The organism is Novosphingobium sp. FG137, from assembly GCF_057809735.1.
In genome coordinates, this window is the sequence record NZ_JBMDKN010000001.1 from 867,775 (window position 1) to 889,618 (window position 21,844).

Genomic DNA, 21,844 nt, shown 5'->3' on the forward strand with positions numbered 1-21,844 from the left:
GGGCGCGCCTGCGCTGTATGATGCCCCTCTGTCCACTGTGCCCCTCGGATCGCCTGCCACCTGCCTGCGATAGGCAGATGTCACTATCACACGATAGTAAAGATTCGGAGTCGATATGGATTGATTTGGCCGTGCGCCCCTTTCCTTATAGCGCAGGGGCAACACAGGTGCGCAGCGGAACCGCCTTCAGGCGCCCGGATGGTAGAAATCGAAGACTGCCTGCGCGACCGTGGCGCTTACCCCGGGCGCGCGCTGGAGGTCTTCGAGGCTGGCGGCGCGGACCTTGCTGGCGGTGCCGAAGTGGAGCAGCAGCGCGCGCTTCCGGGCCGGGCCGATGCCGGGGACTTCGTCGAGCGGGCTCGCGGTGATCGCGCGGCTGCGCTTGGCGCGGTGCGCGCCGATGGCGAAGCGGTGGACTTCATCGCGCAGGCGCTGGAGGTGGAACAGCACTGGCGAGTTCACGGGCAGCATCTTCTCGCGCCCGTCCATGAAGTGGAACACCTCGCGCCCCTCGCGCCCGTGGTGCGGGCCCTTGGCGATGCCGATGAGGGTGACATCCTCGATGCCCATGGCCTCCAGCGTCTCGCGCGCGGCGTTGAGCTGGCCCTTGCCGCCGTCGATGAGGACGAGATCGGGCCATGTGCCGGCTTCGCGGTCCGGATCGTCGTCCTGCGCTTTTGCGAAGCGGCGCTGGAACACTTCGCGCATCATGCCGAAATCGTCGTTGGTCTGCGCGGTCTTGATGTTCCACTTGCGGTACTGGCCGGTGAGGAAGCCTTCGGGGCCCGCGACGATCATCGCGCCGAGGGCATGGGCGCCTTGCACGTGAGAGTTGTCGTAGACTTCGACGCGCTGGGGCGCTTCGCCGAGTTCAAGGAATTCGGCCATTTCACGCCAGGTGCGGGCCTTGGTGCCGCTTTCCGCAAGGCGGCGTTCGAGCGCTTCGACCGCGTTGCGCTGCGCCTGCTCCATCAGGCGGCGGCGATCGCCGCGCTGGGGTACCGAGACTTCGACCTTGCCGCCCGCCGCGCCGTGGAGCGCTTCGGCGAGAAGGTCGGCTTCGGGCAGCTCGCGGTCGACGAGGATCAGGCGCGGCGGGGGGACTTCCTCGTAGAACTGGGCGAGGAAGCTGGTCATGACCTCGTGCTCCTCCAGCCCCTCGGTATGGCCGGGGAAGAAGGCGCGGTGGCCCCAGTTCTGGCCGCCCCGGATGAAGAACGCCTGGATGCTGATCTGGCCGCCCTTGCTCGCGATCGCGAAAACGTCCGCATCGCCGACGCCTTCGGCGTTCACCGCCTGGCTGCCCTGAATGAAGGTCGCGGCGCGCAGCCGATCCCGCAACATGGCCGCGCGCTCATAATCGAGCGCTTCGGCCGCCGCGCTCATCTGCGTTTCGATTTCCTTCTGCACCGCGCCCGATTTGCCGCCGAGGAAGTCCTTCGCCTGCCGGACGAGCTCGGCGTAGTCCGCCTCGCTGATGCGGTCGACGCAGGGGGCCGAGCAGCGCTTGATCTGATAGAGCAGGCAGGGGCGATCGCGGCGCGACATGTAGCCATCGTTGCAGCTGCGCAGGAGAAACAGCTTCTGCAGCGCGTTGATCGTGGTGTTGACCGAACCGGCGCTGGCGAAGGGGCCGTAGTAGTTGCCCTTGGCGCGCCGCGCGCCGCGGTGCTTGCTGATGCGCGGGAAGGCGTGATCGGCGCGCAGCAGGATGAAGGGGAACGATTTATCGTCGCGCAGCAGCACGTTGTAGGGCGGGCGGTAGCGCTTGATCAGCTGCGCTTCGAGCAGCAATGCCTCGGCCTCGGAATTGGTCGTGACGATGGTCATCGAGCGGGTCTGGCTGACCATGCGCTTGAGCCGCTGGGGCAGGCGATCGACCTGCGTGTAGTTCGCCACGCGGTTCTTCAGCGCACGCGCCTTGCCGACATAGAGCACATCGCCGCGCGCATCGTGCATGCGGTAGACGCCGGGCTTGGGCTTCAGCGTGGCGACAACCTCGCGGATCGCGGCGACACCGCGCTCGATATCCGGCTGGTCCGAGCCGCGCACGGTGTAGGTCGCCTTGTCCTCGTTGAACCGCTCCGAAGCCTGCGGGAGCAGGGGCTCCGGCACTTGCGGCCCGGAGTGGTTTTCGGACGGGGAAGGGGGTGTGCGGCGCGCCATGGCGGGTTCGAGATAGTCGCTCGGGCGCGGCTTGGGGAGGGGCGGCGGGCAGATATCCCCGCGCAGAGACCTGCCATTAGGGGAATCCTGCTAGGCCCCTCGCGATGGTCGCTTAAAGAATTCGGGCGCAGACCGACGCGCATCATGAGTGCACGTTCCTCCCCGCCGAACATGGCGATGCCCCGCACCACCGGACGCCGTGCGATGCCACGGGTGCGGCTCTATGTTCCGGCCAAGGTGCTGCTGCTCCAGGGGCACAAGAACTGCCTGCTGGACGACCTTTCCCAGTCCGGCGCGCGGGTGACGATCGCGGCAAAGCTGCCGATGCCCGGCGCGGGCGTGGTGCTGACTGCGCAGGGACTTGATGTATTCGGCAGCGTGGTGTGGTCGCAGGGCGCGCGCTTCGGCATCGTGTTCGAGGAGCCGCTGCCGCTGCACGAGGTGGTGGGCGTGCGTCACCTGGCCGATGCCCGCGGCGATCACGATAGGGCACAGACGCGGCGCCAAGAGCGCGGTTTTCCGCCGGGGCGGCCGGGACTGCGCGCCTAGGGTCCAAACTCAATCAGGGCGCGTTCGAGGCACCCTGATTGAGTTTGGACCCTAATCTTCCTGATCAGAACTGCTTGCGCAATTCGATGCTGAAAACGCGGCCTTCCGGATTGAGGTAGCCGCGCTGGTAACGCAGCGGGGTCGCGCCGGTCTGGTCCGTGACTTTCTGGACCGCATCGAACAGGTTGTTGACCCCCAGCGCGATGCGCGTGCCCTTGAAGAACGGCGCGCGGCTGACGAGCTTTGGCATGCGGCCGAGATCAATGAAGCCGCGCAAGTTGAACGTGGCGAGATCGCCGAAATCGAGGCGGGACGCGCCCGGAACGCCGCCACTGCTCGCTTGGGCGCCATCGACACGCGTGCCGCTGGCGTATGTGCCTGAAATGCGCAGACCGAAGCCGCGGTAGAAGCCGCCGCCTTCCAGCGTGGCGCTGCTGCGGGAAATGCCTGCGCCCGAAAGCGCATCGCCGTTCAGCAGATCGAGCACGCGCCCACCGGGGACGATCCGCGCGGTCTCATCGAGTTCCTGCGTATAGGCGAGGCTGAGGTTCCAGTGGCCGCGTCCGTCGCCGCCGGGTCCGCCGCGCCCTCCGCCGCCGCCGCCTGCAGGGCGAGCGCCGCCGGGGCCGCCGCTGCCTGGTCGACGCGTGCCGGCAAAGGCACCGCGCCGCGCGTTGGGATCGGGTTTGCCGAAGGGGCCGCCGAAATTGAGGCTGGCGCGCAGGCGCGATCCGGTGGTTTCGGCAAATGTCACCGCGCGCTGGTCCACGCTGACGATCCGCCCGGAGCTATCGCGCAAGACGCGGCCGGGGAAGGCGGCTTCGACATCGGGCGTGAGCAGCGGGAAGGCGTTGGTCGTACCCTGCGAGCGGTTGCGGAAGTATTCGACCAGCAGCGCGGATTCCTTGCCGATCGGCAGATCCCAGTTGGCCGAAAGCTTGATATCGCGCTGGCGCTCCTTGGTCAGCGCAGGATTGCCGCCGGTGATGACGGTGGCGAGCACGCTCTCCCCGCGCGTGAAATCATAGAGCGCGACACCGGTGGTGACGGTGACCGGCGCTCCGAGATCGGCGAGGCCCGGCGCCTTTTCGCTGGCGATGTAGTTGGCGGTGAAGGTCAGCTTGGGCGTGGCGCCCCAGGTGAGGCCGGCGCCCCACGCGGTGAGCCCGCCGAAATCGGAGACGGTGTGCGCCTCGGCGTTCACATTGAGCGAGATATCGCCCAGCTTGCCGCCGAAGCCTTCGCGGCGGCTGGTGATGGGCAGATCGAGGCTGAAACCGGCCTGCCCATCGCCGCGCTTGAGATTTGCGGGCGCTCCCAGCTGGCGCGAATCGGCAGAGCGGAGGCCGGAATAGGCGAACCCCGCCTTGAGCGTGAGCGCGGTCTGCCCGCCGGGCAGGCGCAGCGGGGAGCCGGTGACGGTGGCCAGCGTGGTCGCGGTATCCGATTTGCTGCGCGCAACACCTTGCGGCGCGGGCAAGACCGCGTCGGCGGGGAGGGCGCCGAAGGGAGAAAACGTGCCCTGATCGACCATGGTCTGCAGCCCGGAGAGGTCCGCGCGCGCATCGATCGTGGTGGTGGTGGCGACATGGCTGCCGTCCGATGTCCAGGCGAGCTGCCATGGGCCGAGCGGCACGTTGAGCGTCGCCCCGGCTGAAACGGTATCGGACACGGTGCGGCTCGCCAGCGGGGCGGGCAGCAGCGTGGTGCGCTGGGTGAGGCTGCCATCGGGCGCGGTGAGGACAATTGTGTTGAGCCCGTTGAGGCTGCGATTGTCGTTGCGCTGGACAAGGCCGTTGAGGGTGATCGAGGCCCCGGTGCCGAGCGATTTCGCCCAGGTGCCATTGAGCACCGCGCTGCGTGCATCGGCCAGCAGCGTGCGGTAATCGCCCTGCTTCGGATCGGTGGAGACAGTCGCCGCGCCGCTGGCGGCGGGCTGGACGATGCCGCGCTCCGCCTCGGTCAGGGGCGAACGGCGCTCAAGCGTGCCGGTGAGGTTGATCCGGCTCGCCTTTTCGATGCGGGTGAGCGTCGCTTCCTCGCTGAGATCGCTGAAGCCGCCCGCGCCGGGAAGCTTGACCTCGGTCTCGCTGCCGAAACTGCGGAACTTGTCCTTGAGGATGAAATTGACCACGCGCTGGTCGGGCCGGAACCCGTATTTGAGCGCGACTTCCTCGGGCAGGACTTCGACCCGGCGGATCGCTTCGGGCGGGATCGAACGGATCTCGCGGAAGCTGGCGATGCGCAGGCCATTGAGCAGGACCGAAGGCGTGCCGTCGCCGCGCCCCCGCCCGGTTCCCGTCTGCGGGGCGAGCGCGGTAAGCAGCGCTTGGAGCGAGCCTGCGCCATAGGCGGCGATATCGTCTTCGCTGAGCGTGATGATGGGCGGGACGGCAGTCTCCACCTGACCGCGCACGCGGGTCGCGACAACGACAATGTCGCCGTCCGCATCGGTCGTGCCGGTTTCGGGCTCTGGCGCGGGTGCAGCGGCGGGCTCCTGCTCCTGCCCCTGTTCCAGCTGGGCCGGTGTGGCGGCGGGAGCGGCTGCGGCCGGAAGCGGTGTCAGCGCGAGCAGCGCCATGGCTGCGGCGCGATCTGGCAGTACCATCGGTCAGTATCCCGTTGTCGGACCGGGCAATCCGGCCCGGCGCGAGGTTGCTGCCCCCTTGGGCCGCTCGTAGGGCGGTGTACCTCTGCCGGACAATGACCCTTTCGTATCATTTTGTCGCAGCGCAGCATTCGCCTTCGCGCTTTTCTTTTTGTGTCGAGATCGCTATGCGCCGCGCGCGTGGGTGTTTTTACGCGCCCGCAATGCGTGCAACCTTCACCCACGAAAAGGCAATCGACCCCGCCTATGGCGAAAGAAGAACTCCTCGAGATGCGCGGCCAGGTGGTCGAACTCCTGCCCAACGCGATGTTCCGCGTGAAGCTTGAGAACGAACACGAGATCCTGGGCCACACCGCCGGCAAGATGCGCAAGAACCGCATCCGCGTGCTGGTTGGCGACGAGGTTCTGGTCGAGCTGACGCCCTATGATCTGACCAAGGGCCGCATCACCTACCGCTTCATGCCCGGTCGTTCGGGGCCCGGCCAGTTCTAAGCGGCCCGGCAATGGTGGCTGCCATGATGGCTGCGGCTTGATGGCCGTGCCGTTGGCATCCGGGACTCGCGAGCTCGTGCTGGCTTCCGCCAGCCCGCGCCGCCGCGAATTGCTGGCCCGGCTCGGCATACCTGCACCGCGCGTCCTCGCCACCGATATCGACGAGACCCCGCTGCCCGGCGAACAGCCGCGCGAGCATGCGGTGCGCCTTGCGGCGGGCAAGGCGCGCGCGGCGGCGGTGTTGGCGCCAGACGCGGTGATCCTTGCCGGTGACACCGTGGTCGGCGTGGGGCGCCGCATCCTGCCCAAGGCCGAGGACGAGAGAACGGCGCGCCGCTGTCTCGCGCTGCTATCCGGCCGCCGCCACCGCGTGTTTTCCGCGATCGCCGTGCTGACGCCCGATGGCACTCTGCGCGAGGCGCTGAGCGAGACGGTGGTGCGGTTCAAGCGGCTCGAGCCCGCCGAGATCGAGGCCTATATCGCCGGGGGCGAATGGCACGGGAAGGCGGGCGGCTATGCCATTCAGGGCAGCGCCGAGGGGTTTTGCGTCTGGCTCGCCGGGAGCCATTCGGGCGTTGTCGGCCTGCCGCTCTACGAAACGCGGCGGCTGCTGCGCGCGGCGGGGCTGGCGATTGCCTGACATTCCATCGATTTCCGGGCCAGAATGGCTGATTGAGCAGGGCATCGGCGAGGAGCGGGCAATCCTTGTCGAGCAGGGTGAAATCGTCGCCGCGCGGGTGGTGTGGGATGAGCCGTGGCGTGCGGGGGCAGTGGTGGAAGCGCGGCTCGGTGCGCGCATTCCCGGCACCCGCCGCGCCGTGGTGCGCCTGCCCGATGGCAGCGAGGCGCTGGGTGAGGGCTTCGATCCCAGGCTGACCGAGGGGCAGGCGGTGCTTGTGCGCGTGACGCGTTCTGCCATCGCCGAAAAAGGCCGCGCCAAGCTGCCGCAAGTCCGCCCCGCTGCGGTAGAAGATGGGCTCCGGACTGCACCCTCGCTGCTGGAGGAGCTTTCCGACGGTCCGCATCCGGTGCGCAGCGTGCCGGTGCACGGGCGCAGTTATGCGGAGGCGGGCTGGGATGATCTCGTCGCCGAAGCGCTGACCGGCGAGGTGGCGTTTGCCGGGGGCAGCCTTGTGATCAGCCCGACGCCCGCGATGACCGTGATCGATATCGACGGCCCGCCGCCGCTCACCGCGCTGGCATTGGCTGCCGTGCCCGCGATCGCCGCTGTGCTGCGGCGCTTCGACATCGGCGGGTCGGTGGGGATCGATTTCCCCTCGCTCGCCGAAAAGGCGCAGCGCCGCGCGGTGGACGAGGCGCTGGCCGAAGCGCTTGCCGCCGCAGGCTGGCAGGGCGAGCGCACGGGGATGAACGGGTTCGGCTTTGTCCAGCTCGTTTCGCGGCTTGAGCGGCCATCGCTGATCGCCCGCTTTGCGCGCACGCCCGCCGCCGCTGCCGCCCGCCGCCTGCTGCGCATGGCCGAGCGGGTGGCGGAGCCGGGCAAGCTGCTTCTCACCGCCCACCCCGCCGTGCGCCGCGCGATGCGCAGCGAATGGGAAGCCGAACTCGCCCGCCGCACCGGCCGAAACATCCAGTGGCACGAGGACGCAGGGCTTGCGCCCGCCGCCACCTTCGCGCAGGCAATTGCCGCATGACCACACCCGCTGCGCCCATTCGCCGCTGCCCCATCTGCCGCAAGCCGCGCGTGGCCGAATACGCGCCGTTCTGCTCATCCCGCTGCCGAGACCGCGATCTCGTGAACTGGCTGGAGGAGGGCTATACCCTGCCCGGGCCGGTGGTGGACCCGGAAGGCGACATCTAGGCTGCCAGTTTTCGGCAACTGGGGACTGGACAAGGGCCCAAGCCTTCGCCATAGGCGCGCTTCCAACGCGCGGACGAGCCATGTCGGCCCCCCGCGACGGCGATGCCCGGGTAGCTCAGTTGGTAGAGCACGTGACTGAAAATCACGGTGTCGGCGGTTCGACTCCGTCCCCGGGCACCATTGGCCCCTTCTGAAGCCTCTACAGAGCTCCCCAAGCGTCCAAGAAATGGCGGATTTCTGCCATTCTTCCAAGGTGTGCGTCCGGGTTTGATCCGGCTCATCCGGTTGCAGCCGAGTGCTTTCTCGATAAACTTGATGGTATCGGCTCCACAGCAACCTCCCGTTACCATCATGTCCCTGACTTTCACCGCAATTAATGCAGCAAAACCAAAGGATAAGCCCTAAAACTGACCAACGAACGCGGTCTGTACCTCATGGTCATGCCCACCGGTGGCCGCCTTTGGCGAATGAACTATCGCTATGATAGAAAACAGAAAACACTCTCCTTCGGGAAATTCCCCGATCTGTCTCTCGCAAAGGCCCGCGAGGTCCGAGATATCGCCCGCGAAGCCCTAGCGCTGGGATTGGATCCGGCAGAGGAACGGAAGGCTTGAGAGCGCGAAGCAAGAGCCAAACGGTCGGAGACTTTCAAGGTCATCAGTAATGAATGGCTGGATCGGCTGACGCTGGAGGGCAGGGCCAGCAAAACCCTCGCAAAGCTGCGCTGGATGGTCGACATTGCCTTACCCTTGCTCGGGGATCGTCCCATCGCAGACATTACGGTGCCCGAACTGTTGCAGGTCTTGCGATCGGTCGAAGCGCGGGGCCGCTATGAAACTGCGACTCGCTTGCGCAGCACATTCGGGACCATTTTCCGCTACGCAATCGCAACCGGGCGCGCACAGCGGTACATCTCGGCGGACCTGCGTGGGGCGCTGACACACCCAAGGTAAAGCACCGGGCAGCGATACTCGAGCCTGCCGCGCTCGGAGGACTGCTGCGGGCAATCGACACTTACGATGGACAGCCGACCGTGCGAATAGCGTTGCAGCTTGCGCCCCACCTCTTTGTCCGGCCGGGTGAGTTGCGAATGGCTGAATGGACTGAGTTCGATCTCGCTGCGCGCCTATGGATAATACCAGCGGCAAAGGCCAAGATGCGGCGTCCCCACAAGGTTTATCTGACGGATGAGGTGCTCGCGCTCCTGAAGAAGCTGCGCAGCATGTCGGGCGATGGCCACTACCTCTTCCCGAGCGTGCGGACCCCCAAGCGCCCCATCACGGACAATACTCTGAATGCCGCCTTGGCTACACCTCCGAGGAGATGACGGCCCACGGCTTTCGCGCGACAGCCAGCACGCCCCTCAACGAATCACGCAAATGGCATCCAGATGCGATCGAACGTCAGCTTGCGCATGTCGATGGCAACAAGATCCGCCGAGCATACGCGCGTGGCGAGCACTGGGACGAACGCGTGAAGATGATGCAGTACTGGTCGCGCTACCTTATCGGACTCAAGAAAAAGAGCGCAGCGAATGGATGAGGCTGAAGAGCTGAAAGTGAGCGCATCGGCCTGAGCGTGATCCGCTTGTTGCGACCTGGTCTGTATGGCGAACTCTGGGTTGTTTCTGCGACTCGCGCAGAACGTGAGCATTGGCTGGTTCTGGCCGACAACGGAAACTGCCAGTCGCCCGATTGGCTGTACCCGGAAATGGTACAAGGACTTGGCAGGAAATCCCTGAACCGAGATCAATGATGGTTGAATGCGGGCCGGGCCCTGTTGATCGTGGGCTGGAATGATTTCGCCGCAAAGGTGGACCTTTGGTTCACGGAAGTAGGCTCTCGCGTCAGACTGCTATCAACGATTGGTACAGACTGGCGCCCGTGAAATCCTTGAACTCGAGCGCGAGGCCGCCCTTTCCGATCGTCACAATGGCAAAGCCCGAGCGGGCGACGCAAAAACGGGTGCCTTCGACTTCGGCTACCGGGCGCACTTCAGAGCCGCCGCCACAGCCGATGTAGTGCAGGCCGTCGCGCCACGGCGCTGCAGGATCGGCAGGACCAGTTCGAGCATCTCGGGCGTCTCGCCGTGGCCGCTGCCGCCTGAGCGGATTGTGTGGTGCCCGATCACCAACTTCCAGCGCGCAGTGGATGCTGCAAGTGCCTTGTCGAGCCACAGGAGCTGGGCGCTCACATTCTGCGCGGCGACATTGCGCGCGATCGCGCTGTCCACCTTGTCGCGGTACTGGTGGACGGTGGGCGAGGTATCGATCACGAAGAGGTCGATCTGCGGCACGCCGGCGTCCGCGCCGGAGACCTGATAGTAGCGCTGCGGCATGCGCCAGCGCGGGCTGGTCACGGCATAATCGAGCTGCGCCTGCGGATTGCCGCGGTAGTCGTGGTTGCCGAGCGCGACGTACCACGGCACCTGCAGCGCGGGATCGGTGTAGACCTGCTCGTAGGAGCTCTGCCACTGGGGATCGTTGGCGGACTGCACGCCGTTATCGTAGAAGTTGTCTCCGACCGAAGCGATGAAGCGGCTGCCGAGCGCCGCCGCAGTCTTGCCCATCTGGACGGCGACGTCGCGCTGGTGCTGCGCACCATCGCGACCCCAGTCGCCCACTACCAGAAAGCTGGCAGACGGCCCGTCGTTGGCGAAGTCCAGACTTGGCAGAGCCGCCGTGGCGACCATGCCAGCTATGACCGAACGGCGATCAAGCGCAATCCTCGGCATGGCTGGCTCCCCGGACCGGACGGGCATCAGAACTTGAGCTTGATGCCGCCTTCGAAAGTCTCGTCATAATACTCGCGCTGGATCGGGCGGTTGGTCGTATTTTCAAAGAACCGCAATGGGGCGTTGGTGAGGTTCTTGGCGTTGAAGTAGAGTTGCGCCCACGAGGACAGGTCGTAGCTGCCGTTGAAATCCAGCGTGAAGCGATGATCCTGGAACACGTCGGTGGCGCGGCTCCCGCCAACTCCGAACAAAACCTTCGATTCATACTGGGCAGCGACGCGCGCCTTGATCGCACCACGCTCGTAGAACAACGCCGCGTTGCCGCTGAACTTGAACGTACCGGGCAGTTCCACGCTGCCTTCGCCATCGCGCAGATCGACTTTGGCATCAACATAGGATGCATTGGCATCAATGCCAAAGCCGTTGAGCAGTCCGGGGAGCCCGCCGAACTTGTCCACGAAGGCGGCCTCGACCCCGCGCGCATAGGCCCCGCCGACATTGGCATAGGTCGAAATGGAAGCGATGCCCGTGATGCCCGGATAGCGGCCGCGCGTGGTGCGCGTGACGATGTAATTGCGGAGTTCCTTGTCGAAAACGCCGATCGAGATGATCCCGCTATCCGGCAGGTAGTATTCCAGCGAGACATCGAAGTTGTTCGAGGTCATCGGCTTGAGGTTGGGATTGCCGGTTGAGACCGAACCGCCGCCAACATCGACGCTCGAGGACTGGATCGTCTGGTAGAAGCCGGGACGGGCAATGGCGGTCGACCAGGTTGCACGAGCCACGAGGTTCTGCGCGAAATCATAGCGCAACTGGATGGTCGGGAAGGCATTGGTATAGGACTGCGTGGTCGCGGCGGGCACATAGCTGATCGTGCCTGCCGGATCCGCGATCCTGGCAATGCCGGCATAGCGCGCGCTGGTGTGCTCGACGCGCACGCCGGCCAGGAGGCCGAGCGCGCCGAAGGTCGCCTTGTACTGGGCAAACCCCGCGATCACGTCTTCTTTGTCGTCAAAAAAGCCGCCCGCGTTGCGCCTGAGATCGCGCGTCAGACTGCGGTCGAAGAGGCCGGGATTGCTGTTGAGCAGCGCGCTCAGCTTTCCGCCGTCGAGATCTGGCCCAATTGCATATGCACCATAAAAGTTCGTGATCGGCTGTCCCTGCGTGAAACCGGCCATGCCAAGCGCAGGGCCATTGTAGCCATACGTGTAGTTCATCGGCTGCGCAGTCTTCTGGCGGAAACGCAGCTTGCTGCCGATTTTCAATTCGTCATTCGCGGCAAGGCCGAGCGGAAAAGCCAGGTTCGACGAGAAGCTCCACTCGCGGTCGCGCGAGTGCTCGGTCGAGTTGCTGATCCCATCGAGCGTATAGTTCGCCGGATCGGTGATGTCGGGTCCGGTCACCGTGTACTTGGGGTGATTGGGGTCGGTGGTGTTGTCGTACTTGATGCCAAGGCCCGAGGGACCGGCGAAGGTCGTGTTGTAGTCATAGTACTTGTCGTAAGTGGCGCGGCTGTAGGCCCCGAACCAGTTGAAGGTCACGCTGTCGAAGTGATGGTCGCCGCCAACCTGTACGACCAGATTGCGATGCGCCTCGTCTTCGTCGCGCAGTGTCTTGACGGTTGAGGCACCGGTTACGACGAGGCCGTTTGGATTGGTGGGATCGACCACCACGCCATCGGCCAGACCGTCGATCTCCAAGCGATTGCGGTGGACCGTCTCGTTGTAGCCCGCAAAGCTGGCGCGAGCATAGAGCCGGTTGTCGGCATTCGGCATGAAATCGAACTCGCCCGAATAGCCGAAGCGCTTGCGGTTGTACTGGTAGCGGCGCAACTCGAGCGCATCGAACGCCTTGTCCGGCGTGTTGGGTTGATCGTCGATGTAGGCTGCCTCGATGTCGTCGAAGCCGCGCTTGTCGTTGTAGAGGAACTGGCTGACCACGAACGAGAAGGGCGCATCGCCCGAGGCATTCTTGCCGCCGAACGGCGCGCCGAACACGACCTCGTCTCGGTAGAAGCCTTTGTTGCGCGCAGTCTGTATACCGCCGCCCAGCGTGACTTCGGCGAAGGGGCTTGTGTGGCCGATGGCGGTGCGAGGCGTCAGTTCGACCGCGCCGCCGATCCCTTCGGCCTCGCGGTCGGGCAGCCCGGTCTTGATCACACTGATGCGGTCGATTGCGCCGATGGGAACGGTGTCGAATTCCACCGCGCGGCCTGCCGAGTTGAAATAGGTGCCGCCGGGCTGGGTGTTGAGCAGCACCACGCCGCCAAAAGTCGCGCCGTTGAAGTTGCCATCAAGCCCGCGGATGTTGACGAAACGGCCCTCGGCCGTGTCGATCGAAAGCGAAACGCCGGGAATGCGGCTGATCGCCTCGGCAGCGTTGATATCCGGATACTTGGCGATGGTTTCAGCCGACTGGAAATTGACGATGTTGGGCGCCTTGAGCTGCTCCTCGCGGGCCGCATCGGCGCGGCGGGCGGTGACGACAATATCCTGCGCGGACGACGTAGCGGGATCGCTGTCGGCAGCCATGGCCGGCGCTGCAACTGCCCCAAGAGAAACCAGCATTGGCGAGACGAGCGCCATCGTTCGGATTTTCATCACGCAAGTTCCCCAAAAATGATTGCAACACACAGAGTTAGCCGGGCGCTTTGCGGTCCGGCGTGCCATGTTGCGATGCGGTCGTTTTGTGAAGCTTCTGCGACAAAGACCCTTCAGGGCCCGAAGGTTGGGACAATTTAATCTGGCGGGGGAGCGCTCTCCCGTGCTGCTCCTTACTTCGGCGCGACGATCAGCACGTGGAACGAACCGGGCTTGGCAACCGGCCTTCCGCCGGGTGTGGCCGACGGGCCGAAACGTGCGGTCGGCAGGTAGAGTTTGCCAGTGGCCGGGTCGAGCGCACCGGTGCGTGCGCCCGGCTCGCTGGTGACAGTGCCGGAAACCACTGCACCGTCCGCGCCATCCAGGTTGACGATGCTGATCGTGCCTGAACCGCCACAGGGAATGAAAGCCAGCCGCCGGCCCGTGTCCATTATCACCGCATCGGGCCCCTTGCCGATATCGAGCAACCGGACAACCTGCCGGGTCTGGGCGTTGACCACGACAGCCTTGCCGTTGGCGCAGGCGCTGATCAGCTGGTGCGTTGCCGCATCATAGCCGAGACCGGTCGGCCCCTCGCACCCGGTCATGGGGATAGAGGCGCCAGGCTTGCCGCTGACCAGATCCGCGGTTAGGAGCTCGCTGGTGTCCTCGTTGTTGACGAACAGCGTGTTGCCATCCGCCATGACCGCAAATTCGAGACCGGGCTTCAGCGTGATCGTCGCGGCCACCTTGCGAGCAGCGACATCGATGAGCGAAACAGTTCCATCCTTGGCGTTCATCACCGCCGCACGTCCGCTGGCGGAATCATAGAAGGCCGCATCAGGGTCTCTGCCGACGGCTATCCGGGCGATCTCGTGCCCGTCGCCGGTATCGAGTAGCCGCACCGTATCGTCGTGTGCGCTCGAAACCAGCAGCGTGGCCGTGCCCGGGATCGGCACGACGGCATGGGCCTTGGCGATAGTGCCGAGCGAGCGCACCGCGTTGCCGCTCGCCAGATCGACCGCCATGACCGCCTCCCCATGCGCGACATAGAGCGTATGCGCGGTTGGATCGACGCTCGCATAGTCCCAACCGCCATCGGGCCCGGCAATCGAGCCAGCGATCTCGTAGGACGGAGCCGGAGCTGCGGCGACCAGCGCGAGCGAAAGCGCGGCTAGGGACAACTGGGAGAGGCGGATCCTACGCATGGTACTACTCGCAATCAGAGGGGAAAGACCGCGCGTGAATGCCCTGCACCTGCCGCGCTTGCCAGCAGCGATCGCCTGTCGAGGCAGTACATTGGGAAGATTTAAGATTGCGGTCCTGCAGCCGCGGCTGTTCATGTACATTGGGATTTTAGAAGATCATTTCGATCCGCCGCCCATCTATAGCGGTAAGAGGCTCTGCCAGCCCGCATCTCCTGCGGCTTCGCGCAGAGCGCATGTCACGAGCAAAGGGGGCCGATGCGGGTTCTGATCGTCGAAGATGACCGCGGCACTGCCGAGCTTGTCGAGAGTACACTCGGCGAAAAAGGCCATGTCGTCTCCTGCGCCGCCAGTGGTGTTGAGGCCTTGCGCCTTGGCCTCGCCGAAAGCTTCGACGTGATCGTGCTCGACCGCATGCTGCCGGCGCTCGACGGGCTGGAGGTGCTGCGGCGCTGGCGCGGCGAGGGTCTTGGCACGCCGGTGCTGCTGCTGACCGCACTGGGGGGCATCACCGACCGGGTTGCGGGGCTGGAGGCGGGGGCGGACGACTATCTCGTCAAGCCCTTCGCGATGGCCGAACTCCTTGCCCGGCTCACCGCACTAATGCGCCGCCCGCCGATGAACGAGGCGACCACCCGGCTCGAAGTGGGTGCGATCACGCTCGATCTGTTGAAGCGCGAAGTGCGGCGCGAGGGCCGGGAGGTCCACCTGCAGCCGCGCGAGTTTGCCCTGCTCGAACAGTTGATGCGCCATGCCGGCAAGGTGGTGACAAGGACGATGTTCCTCGAAAACATCTGGGGCTTCCACTTCGATCCGCAGACCAACATTGTCGAAAGCCACCTGAGCCGCCTGCGCTCGAAGCTCAACGAGGGGTTCGCCAGCGATCCGATCGAAACCTTGCGCGGGATCGGCTACCGCATGCGCGCCCGTGGCTAGACGGCTAATGGCAAGCGCCGCCTACCGCGTGGCCTTCACCTATTCGGCGGCATTCGCGCTGGCGATCCTGCTGCTCGGCGTGGCGGTCTATTTTGCTGCGGACGCCGACTTTCGGAACCAGCAGGACATCGGCCTCGCCGAGGAAACAGCGGGATTGACGCGCGAGTTCGATGAGGGCGGCATGGCCGACCTCGTCGCCGCGATCGCCAAGCGCGAGGCAATGAACCCGGCCGACGGCTACCACTATGCTGTCCATGACAACGCCGGACAAAGGATTGCGGGCACGCTGCTGGCAAACCCGGTGCAAACCGGCGCGCAGGACATCATGCTGTTCGACCCGCAGGAAGGGCCTGATCCGGCGCGCGCGCTGGTCACGGCCTTGCCGGGGGGAGCGCGCCTGCTCATCGCGATCGACAGCGAGGGCGTCGAGCGGATCGACCGCACGATCCTCACCCTGTTTGCCGCCGCTTTCATGCTGGTGATCGCATTGGGAGTGATCGGGGCGCTGCTGCTCGGCGGCTATCTGCGCCAGCGGCTTGCGCGGATCAGCGGCACCGCGCAAGCGATCATGGCGGGCGACCTTGCGCCGCGCATTCCCGTCAGCCCGCGCGGTGACGAGTTCGATCAACTGGCGATCGCGCTCAATGCCATGCTGGACCGGATCGGCGCGCTGCTGGACAATCTGCGGCAGGTCTCGACCGACGTTGCGCACGATCTGCGCACCCCGCTCGCGCGGCTGCGCAGCCTGATCGAAAGCGCCCTCGATGGCAGCGGTGATCAACAGGTGCATCGCCAGGCGCTCAAGCGCGCGCTATCGCAGAGCGATGATCTGCTCGCGTTGTTCGCGGCGATCCTGCGCATTTCCGAAGTTGAGGCCGGCGAAATCAAGCGCCACTTCCGGCCTGTCGATCTCTCCGACCTCGCCGGCGATCTTGCCGAAAGCTATGCGCCTGCAGTGCTCGACGGCCAGCGCACCCTGACGGCGGCAATCACGCCGGCGCGGGTCATCATGGGGGACCGCGAACTGCTGGCGCAGGCCGCGATCAATCTGCTCGACAACGCGCAGCGGCACACGCCGCAAGGAACCGCGATTGCCATCGAAGTCCGGCGTGAAGGCGAGACCGTTCTGCTGACGGTGGCCGACAACGGCCCCGGTGTCGCCCCCGGCGACCATGCGCGCATTGCCCGCCGGTTTGCGCGGCTTGAAGCGAGCCGGACCACCCCCGGGCACGGGCTCGGGCTGAACCTGGTCGCGGCCATCGCGGCAGCGCATGGCGGCGAGCTGAAGATCGAGGACAATCAACCGGGCTTGCGGGTGACGCTCGTCCTGCCAGAGTTTGTCGCATGATCGCGAACTGGTCAGGGCCCTTTGCCGCCGTCTTCCTGCTGTCGGCTTGTGCCAGCTACACGCCGCATCCACTGAACCTCGCGCTGGACGATACCACGACGCAGCAGGTACTGATTCGCGATGCGGCGAGCCTTGACAGGCCCTATCTTGCGCCGGCAGCCATCGACCTTTCCCGCCCGCTCGATGGCAATGCCATCGCGACGATTGCCGTGATTGCCAACCCTGATCTCAAGGCCGTGCGCGCGCGCGCCGCAGTCGCCGATGCGCAGGCCTTTGCCGCCCGCCTGCTGCCCGATCCCAGTTTCAGTCTGGGCGTGAACAAGGTGCTTTCAGGCCCGGACCCGTTTCTCGACCTCGCCGGCGCACTCGGCCTCGACATCAATGCCTTGCGCACCGCCAAGGTGCGGCGCGAGGGGGCTGCGGCCCTCGCCCGGCAGGTCCACCTCGATCTTGCGTGGGCCGAATGGCAGACGGCAGGGCAGGCACGCCTGCAGGCTGCGCGGATCGTCAGCCTCGAGCGGCTGCTGCCCATCGTTACGGCATCGGAGGTAACCGCACGCCGGCAACTCGAACGGGCGATGCGCGCCGCCAGGCGGGGCGATCTTGCTGCGGATCAGGCGCAGGCCGCGCAGATCGCCGCCTTCGATGCGCTCGACCGCCAGCGCACGACTGCGCGCGATCTGGCGGCGGCGCGGCTCGAACTGTTGCGTCTGCTGGGCCTGTCGCCGTCCACTGTGCTCATGCTCGCGCCGCCGGGACCCATGGCTGCGGCGGCCGATCCCGGGCATCTGTTCGATCTTGCCCGGGAGCGTCGTTTCGATCTCATGGCCTTGCAAGCGGGCTACAGTGCGCAGGAGACCGCGCTTCACAAGGCGATTCTCGACCAATTTCCCAACCTGATGCTGACGATCAACGCTGGACGCGATACCGCTGGCAACGTCTCGGTCGGCCCGGCCGTGAACTTCGATCTGCCGGTCTGGAACCGAAACCGCGGCGCGATTGCCACCGAGCGCGCCACGCGCGAGGCGCTACGAAGCGAATATACCGCGCGCCTGTTCCAGACTCGGGCCGACATTGCGGCAGCGGTGAATGGTCTTGCCATCGCGCGTCAGCAACGCAGCGCGATCCTCGCCGATTTGCCCGCCCTCACGCGCTTTGCTGAGACCGCGCGCAGCGCCGCAACGCGCGGTGATCTGCCGCTCGCCAATGCCGAAACCGCCGAACAGGCGCTGCGCGACAAGCAGGTGCTGTTAGCGCAGGACGATCAGGCCATCGCCGAACAGACAATCGCGCTGGAACTGCTGACCGGCACCTTGAACAAGACATGGACCCGATGAACCGAGCCGCACCGTCCCTCCTCTCACTCCTGCTCCTCGCTGGCTGCTCTGCCGGCGGTGAAGCGGATCCAGCCGCCGATCCGGTTGCGCTCGTATCACTGGCCCGCGCCACACCCGGTGCCATCGCTTCCGAGGTCACGCTGTACGGCACGGCGGAAAGCGGCGTGACCGGAAAGCAGGGCCTCACCGCCCTGACTGATGCCGTGGTGTCACGGATTGTCGCCCCGGTCGGCACGCGGGTTAAGCCCGGCGATGTCATTGCCGTGCTGACGCCCGCGCCCACCGCAAGGCTCGATTTCGTCAAGGCAGCAAGCGATGCACGTGCCGCCGAGGCCGCGCTGGCAAGAGCGCAGCGACTCCGTGCCGATGGTCTCGTGAGCGATGGTGATGTCGAGACTGCGCGCGCGGCAGCGGCGAGCGCGCGGGCCACCGAGGCGAGCCTTGGCCGACGGGTCGCAGCCCTCACCTTGCGTGCTCCGTCCGTCGGATATGTCGAGACGCTGGCGGCAAAGCCCGGTGATATGGTCGCCGCGGGAACCCCGATTGCCACGCTTGCCAGCCTCGATGACGTGCGAGTGCGCTTCGGCGCCGATCCAGCGACGGCGCGCGCGCTGCGGCCGGGTGCAACGATCACGTTCGTGCCCAGCGCTGGGCGTGCGGGGCTTTCGGTGCCGGTCGCCTCGGTCGATCCAGTGGTCGACCCTCAGACCCGCCTAGCCTCGGTGTTCGTCCGCCTGCCGGCAGGTGCCGGCATCGCCAGCGGCGAGACGGTGCAGGGCAAGGCTTTTGTCGGTACCAGTGTCACCGCCTTAACCATCCCGTATTCGGCGCTGCTCGATGATGGCGGGCAGCCGTTTGTCTATGTCGTCAGCGGCGGCATTGCGCATCGCCGCGATGTAGAGACCGGGCCCGAGACGGGCGACCGCATTGCCATCGTAAAGGGGCTTGCCGCAGGTGACCTGGTGGTGACGCAGGGCGGCACCGCGCTCGAGGATGGCATGAAGGTGCGCACCAGGTGACGCGCCTGCTGACCGATCACGCGCGGGCCTTGCTGCTCGCGCTAGTGCTGCTGACCGCGGGCGGGCTGCTGGCCGCGACGCGTCTTCCGGTCAGCTTGTTCCCCCCGATCGATTATCCGCGCGTGACTGTCGCGATTGATGCGGGCGAGCGCGATGCCGCGCAGATGGCCGCGGAGATCACCCGGCCGATGGAGATCGCCCTGCGCGCGGTCCCGGGCGTCGCGCATATCCGTTCGACCACCAGCCGCGGTTCCGCCGAAGTCGCATTGAGCTTGGACTGGGGGCACGATATGGCCTCCGCCACGCTTGCCACCCAGGGCGCGCTGGCGACCCTGCTCCCTGATCTGCCGCCCGGCACCCGCTTCCAGGTGCGCCGCTCCGATCCGACCCTGTTTCCCGTGGTGGGCATCGCGCTGACGTCGCGCTCGCTCGACAGCAGCGCGCTGCGCCAGATTGCCGAGCTCACTATCCGCCCCGCGCTGACCGCAGTGCCCGGTGTCGCCGGAGTCGATGTGCTCGGCGCCGCGCCGCGCGAGTTTGCCGTGGATGTCGATCCCGCGCGTGCGCAGGCGATCGGGCTCAGCCTTGCCGATGTAGCCGCTGCGATTGGCAAGGCCAACGATGTGCGCGGCGTGGGCAAGCTCGAGGATCGCCACCGGCTTTACCTCGTGCTGGCACAGAACCGAGTTACCGCGATCGCTGATCTCGCCGCGATGCCGATCAAGACCGGGCCTTCCGGGGTCGCCACGTTGGGCCTGATCGCGACGATCCATCCCGCAGTCGAGCCGAACTACACCCGCGTCACTTCCAACGGGCAGGCGGCGGTGCTCATCAATATCCGCCAATCGCTAGCCGGGGACACGGTCAAGATTGTCCAGCAGGTCGATGCACGGCTGAAGGCCATCGGCCTGCCGCCGAGCGTGACGGTCAGCCCATTCTACGATCAGTCGGAACTGGTGACGGGCGCTGCCGAAGCGGTGCGCGATGCGATCCTGCTGGGGGCGGTGCTGGCGGGCCTTGTGCTGTTCGCATTCCTGCGTTCAGGTCGGCTCATGATCATCACCGGGCTGATGCTGCCGGCTGTGCTTGCGGGCACCTGCCTCGTGCTGGCGAGCCTTGGTATGGGCTTCAACATGATGACGCTGGGCGGCATGGCGGCAGCCGTGGGTCTGGTGGTCGATGATGCGGTGGTCATGCTCGAACATATCATGCGCCGCATGCAGGACGGCACTGCCAAAGGCCCGGAAGGCCTGCTCCATGCCGCCGCCGAGATGGGCCGTCCACTGATCGGATCGACGCTCGCCACCATCGTCGTCTTCCTGCCACTGGCGTTCATCACCGGGGTAACTGGTGGGTTCTTCAAGCCGCTGGCCCTCACCATGGTCGCGGCGCTTGGCCTTTCGCTCATGTTTTCGCGGCTGGTGATCCCGCTCATCGCCGCGCGCTGGCTGCGCGACAAGGACGCCGAGGCTGCCGAGCGCGCGGGCGGCTTCCAGCAATGGCTGGCGCGCGGCTACGAGCGCGCCGGAGACCGGGCCTTCGCGCGGCCCGGCGTGTTTGTCGCAGTGCTCGGGATCGGCATGGCCGTGCTCGGCCTTGCCGCGTGGTCGCAAGTTCCCTCCGGCTTCATGCCCGCTATGGACGAAGGCGGTTTCATCCTCGATTACAAGGCGCAAAGCGGTGCTGCGCTCAGCGATACCGACCGGCTGCTAGGCCAGGTCGAGGCGATCATCCTCGCGACGCCGGAGGTCGCGAGCTATTCGCGGCGGACCGGCGTCCAACTGGGGGGCGGGCTGACCGAAGCGGATGAAGGGGACTACTTCATCCGCCTCAAAAACGGCTCGCGCCGCCCGATCGACGAGGTCATGGCGGACATCCGCCGCCAGATCGCTGCCAAGGTCCCCGGGATCGAGATCGAGACCGCGCAGCTGATGGAAGACCTCATCGGCGATCTTACTGCCGTGCCCCAACCCATCGAGGTCAAGCTCTTTGGCGATGATCCCGCTTCCCTTGAAGCGGCGGCAAAACGGGTCGGCGAAGCCGTGGGCAAAATCGGCGGCGTGGTCGAGGTTGTCGACGGGCTGCGCGTTGCAGGCGATGCCCTCAGCATCAGGCTCGATCCCGGCAGCGCGGCGCAGCACGGGCTTGATCCGGATGCAGCGGCGACCCAGCTCGAGGCGCTGATCGGTGGTAGCCGTGCCACGCAGGTGCGCATCGGCGAGCAGCTCGTCACCGTGCGGGTGCGCGCGCCCGAAGACTTGCGCCGGCGGGCGGCGGACCTTGGCCGGCTGGTGCTGACAGCGCCCGATGGCCATGCCGTCTACGTTTCCCAGATCGCGACGATTTCAGTTGTCGCCGGGCAGAAACAGCTGACACGCGAGGACCTCGCTCCTTTCATCGCCGTCACCGCGCGGCTCGAAGGGCGCGACCTTGGTTCGGCGATGAAGGATGTTCGCGCAGCGGTGGCCGGGCTCCGGCTGCCGCCGACGATCCGTGTGGACTTCGGCGGGCTCTATGCGCAAAAGGAGCGCAGCTTTGCCGATCTCAGTCTGGTCTTCGCCGCCGCGCTGCTGCTCGCCGCACTGCTGCTGACCTTCCTGTTCGAACGCATGGTCTGGACGATCGCGGCCCTCGCCACGGTGCTGCTTTCGGCGGCTGCGGTGATCTGCGGGCTTTGGCTGACGGGCATAGAACTCGACATTTCCGCGCTGATGGGCCTCACCATGGTGGTCGGCATGGTGACCGAACTCGTCATCTTCTTCCTCGCCGAAATCGACCCGGCGGCACCCGTCACCCTGGCGAACCTGCGTGAAGCAGGCACGCGAAGGCTCCGGCCGATCCTGATGTCTGCGCTCATCGCCATCCTCACCCTCAGCCCATTGGCCTTAGGCGTCAGTCGCGGTGCGGGACTGCAGCAACCGCTCGCGACGGCGATCATCTTCGGCCTGTTGGCGGCGGTGCCGTTGGTGCTGCTGTTCCTTCCAGCGATGATCGCCGCAATCGGGTCGGCAAGGCGGCGTGGTAATCAGCGGTAATGCCCCAGTCACAGA

19 protein-coding genes and 1 tRNA gene are annotated in these 21,844 nt (G+C 66.0%); 15 read left to right on the forward strand and 5 right to left on the reverse strand.

The window, feature by feature from the left end; genetic code table 11:
- Positions 1–186: 186 nt before the first annotated feature.
- Positions 187–2,166 carry an excinuclease ABC subunit UvrC gene (gene uvrC / locus ACODS2_RS03975; RefSeq protein WP_488997657.1) on the reverse strand — a complete coding sequence of 660 codons (1,980 nt, stop codon included), beginning with the start codon at positions 2,164–2,166 and terminating at the stop codon, positions 187–189.
- Positions 2,167–2,310: 144 nt separating this feature from the next.
- Between uvrC and ACODS2_RS03980 the strand changes: the two genes are divergently transcribed.
- Positions 2,311–2,715 (forward strand): PilZ domain-containing protein, encoded by a 405-nt coding sequence (locus tag ACODS2_RS03980; protein WP_488997658.1) that lies wholly within the window; start codon positions 2,311–2,313, stop codon positions 2,713–2,715.
- Between the two features lie 64 nt (positions 2,716–2,779).
- Here ACODS2_RS03980 and ACODS2_RS03985 read toward each other — a convergent pair whose 3' ends face one another.
- Positions 2,780–5,323 (reverse strand): porin family protein, encoded by a 2,544-nt coding sequence (locus ACODS2_RS03985; protein WP_488997659.1) that lies wholly within the window; start codon positions 5,321–5,323, stop codon positions 2,780–2,782.
- 246 nt (positions 5,324–5,569) lie between these two features.
- Between ACODS2_RS03985 and infA the strand changes: the two genes are divergently transcribed.
- From infA to ACODS2_RS04030, 9 genes are all read left to right on the forward strand, one after another.
- Positions 5,570–5,815 carry a translation initiation factor IF-1 gene (gene infA, locus ACODS2_RS03990; protein ID WP_292940983.1) on the forward strand — a complete coding sequence of 82 codons (246 nt, stop codon included), beginning with the start codon at positions 5,570–5,572 and terminating at the stop codon, positions 5,813–5,815.
- Positions 5,816–5,855: 40 nt separating this feature from the next.
- A complete protein-coding gene (locus ACODS2_RS03995; RefSeq protein ID WP_488997660.1) occupies positions 5,856–6,455 on the forward strand; it encodes a Maf family protein in 600 nt (199 codons plus the stop codon).
- Complete coding sequence (locus ACODS2_RS04000; RefSeq protein ID WP_488997661.1) at positions 6,448–7,470, forward strand: ribonuclease E/G; 1,023 nt, start codon at positions 6,448–6,450, stop codon at positions 7,468–7,470. The genes ACODS2_RS03995 and ACODS2_RS04000 overlap by 8 nt, the downstream gene beginning before the upstream one ends.
- Complete coding sequence (locus tag ACODS2_RS04005; RefSeq protein ID WP_488997662.1) at positions 7,467–7,637, forward strand: DNA gyrase inhibitor YacG; 171 nt, start codon at positions 7,467–7,469, stop codon at positions 7,635–7,637. Before ACODS2_RS04000 ends, ACODS2_RS04005 begins: the two co-directional genes overlap by 4 nt.
- Positions 7,638–7,741: 104 nt before the next feature.
- Positions 7,742–7,817: transfer RNA gene (locus tag ACODS2_RS04010), tRNA-Phe, on the forward strand.
- A gap of 260 nt (positions 7,818–8,077) precedes the next feature.
- On the forward strand, positions 8,078–8,251 hold the full coding sequence (locus ACODS2_RS04015; RefSeq protein WP_488997912.1) for an Arm DNA-binding domain-containing protein: 174 nt from the start codon (positions 8,078–8,080) through the stop codon (positions 8,249–8,251).
- Between the two features lie 72 nt (positions 8,252–8,323).
- Positions 8,324–8,590: a phage integrase central domain-containing protein gene (locus tag ACODS2_RS04020; RefSeq protein WP_488997913.1), complete on the forward strand. Its 267-nt coding sequence runs from the start codon at positions 8,324–8,326 to the stop codon at positions 8,588–8,590.
- An 80-nt stretch (positions 8,591–8,670) separates the two neighbouring features.
- On the forward strand, positions 8,671–8,964 hold the full coding sequence (locus ACODS2_RS04025; RefSeq protein WP_488997663.1) for a tyrosine-type recombinase/integrase: 294 nt from the start codon (positions 8,671–8,673) through the stop codon (positions 8,962–8,964).
- Positions 8,961–9,179 carry a tyrosine-type recombinase/integrase gene (locus ACODS2_RS04030; protein WP_488997664.1) on the forward strand — a complete coding sequence of 73 codons (219 nt, stop codon included), beginning with the start codon at positions 8,961–8,963 and terminating at the stop codon, positions 9,177–9,179. Before ACODS2_RS04025 ends, ACODS2_RS04030 begins: the two co-directional genes overlap by 4 nt.
- Positions 9,180–9,617: 438 nt before the next feature.
- Here the strand turns inward: ACODS2_RS04030 and ACODS2_RS04035 are convergent, their stop codons facing one another.
- From ACODS2_RS04035 to ACODS2_RS04045, 3 genes are all read right to left on the reverse strand, one after another.
- Positions 9,618–10,370, reverse strand: a complete 753-nt coding sequence (locus ACODS2_RS04035; RefSeq protein WP_488997665.1) for a metallophosphoesterase — start codon at positions 10,368–10,370, stop codon at positions 9,618–9,620.
- 26 nt (positions 10,371–10,396) lie between these two features.
- Positions 10,397–12,901, reverse strand: coding sequence for a TonB-dependent receptor (locus ACODS2_RS04040; protein ID WP_488997666.1), 2,505 nt, complete (start codon positions 12,899–12,901; stop codon positions 10,397–10,399).
- Positions 12,902–13,143: 242 nt separating this feature from the next.
- Positions 13,144–14,157, reverse strand: a complete 1,014-nt coding sequence (locus ACODS2_RS04045; protein ID WP_488997667.1) for a YncE family protein — start codon at positions 14,155–14,157, stop codon at positions 13,144–13,146.
- A gap of 255 nt (positions 14,158–14,412) precedes the next feature.
- Here ACODS2_RS04045 and ACODS2_RS04050 point away from each other — a divergent pair, with 255 nt between their 5' ends.
- From ACODS2_RS04050 to ACODS2_RS04070, 5 genes are read left to right on the forward strand one after another with little or no spacing between them, the layout of a single operon-like run.
- Positions 14,413–15,090 carry a response regulator transcription factor gene (locus tag ACODS2_RS04050; RefSeq protein WP_488997668.1) on the forward strand — a complete coding sequence of 226 codons (678 nt, stop codon included), beginning with the start codon at positions 14,413–14,415 and terminating at the stop codon, positions 15,088–15,090.
- A complete protein-coding gene (locus tag ACODS2_RS04055; RefSeq protein WP_488997669.1) occupies positions 15,083–16,438 on the forward strand; it encodes a HAMP domain-containing sensor histidine kinase in 1,356 nt (451 codons plus the stop codon). The genes ACODS2_RS04050 and ACODS2_RS04055 overlap by 8 nt, the downstream gene beginning before the upstream one ends.
- Positions 16,435–17,775, forward strand: coding sequence for a TolC family protein (locus ACODS2_RS04060; protein ID WP_488997670.1), 1,341 nt, complete (start codon positions 16,435–16,437; stop codon positions 17,773–17,775). The genes ACODS2_RS04055 and ACODS2_RS04060 overlap by 4 nt, the downstream gene beginning before the upstream one ends.
- Positions 17,772–18,794 (forward strand): efflux RND transporter periplasmic adaptor subunit, encoded by a 1,023-nt coding sequence (locus tag ACODS2_RS04065; protein ID WP_488997671.1) that lies wholly within the window; start codon positions 17,772–17,774, stop codon positions 18,792–18,794. The genes ACODS2_RS04060 and ACODS2_RS04065 overlap by 4 nt, the downstream gene beginning before the upstream one ends.
- Positions 18,791–21,829: an efflux RND transporter permease subunit gene (locus ACODS2_RS04070; RefSeq protein ID WP_488997672.1), complete on the forward strand. Its 3,039-nt coding sequence runs from the start codon at positions 18,791–18,793 to the stop codon at positions 21,827–21,829. Before ACODS2_RS04065 ends, ACODS2_RS04070 begins: the two co-directional genes overlap by 4 nt.
- The last annotated feature ends 15 nt before the right edge of the window (positions 21,830–21,844 follow it).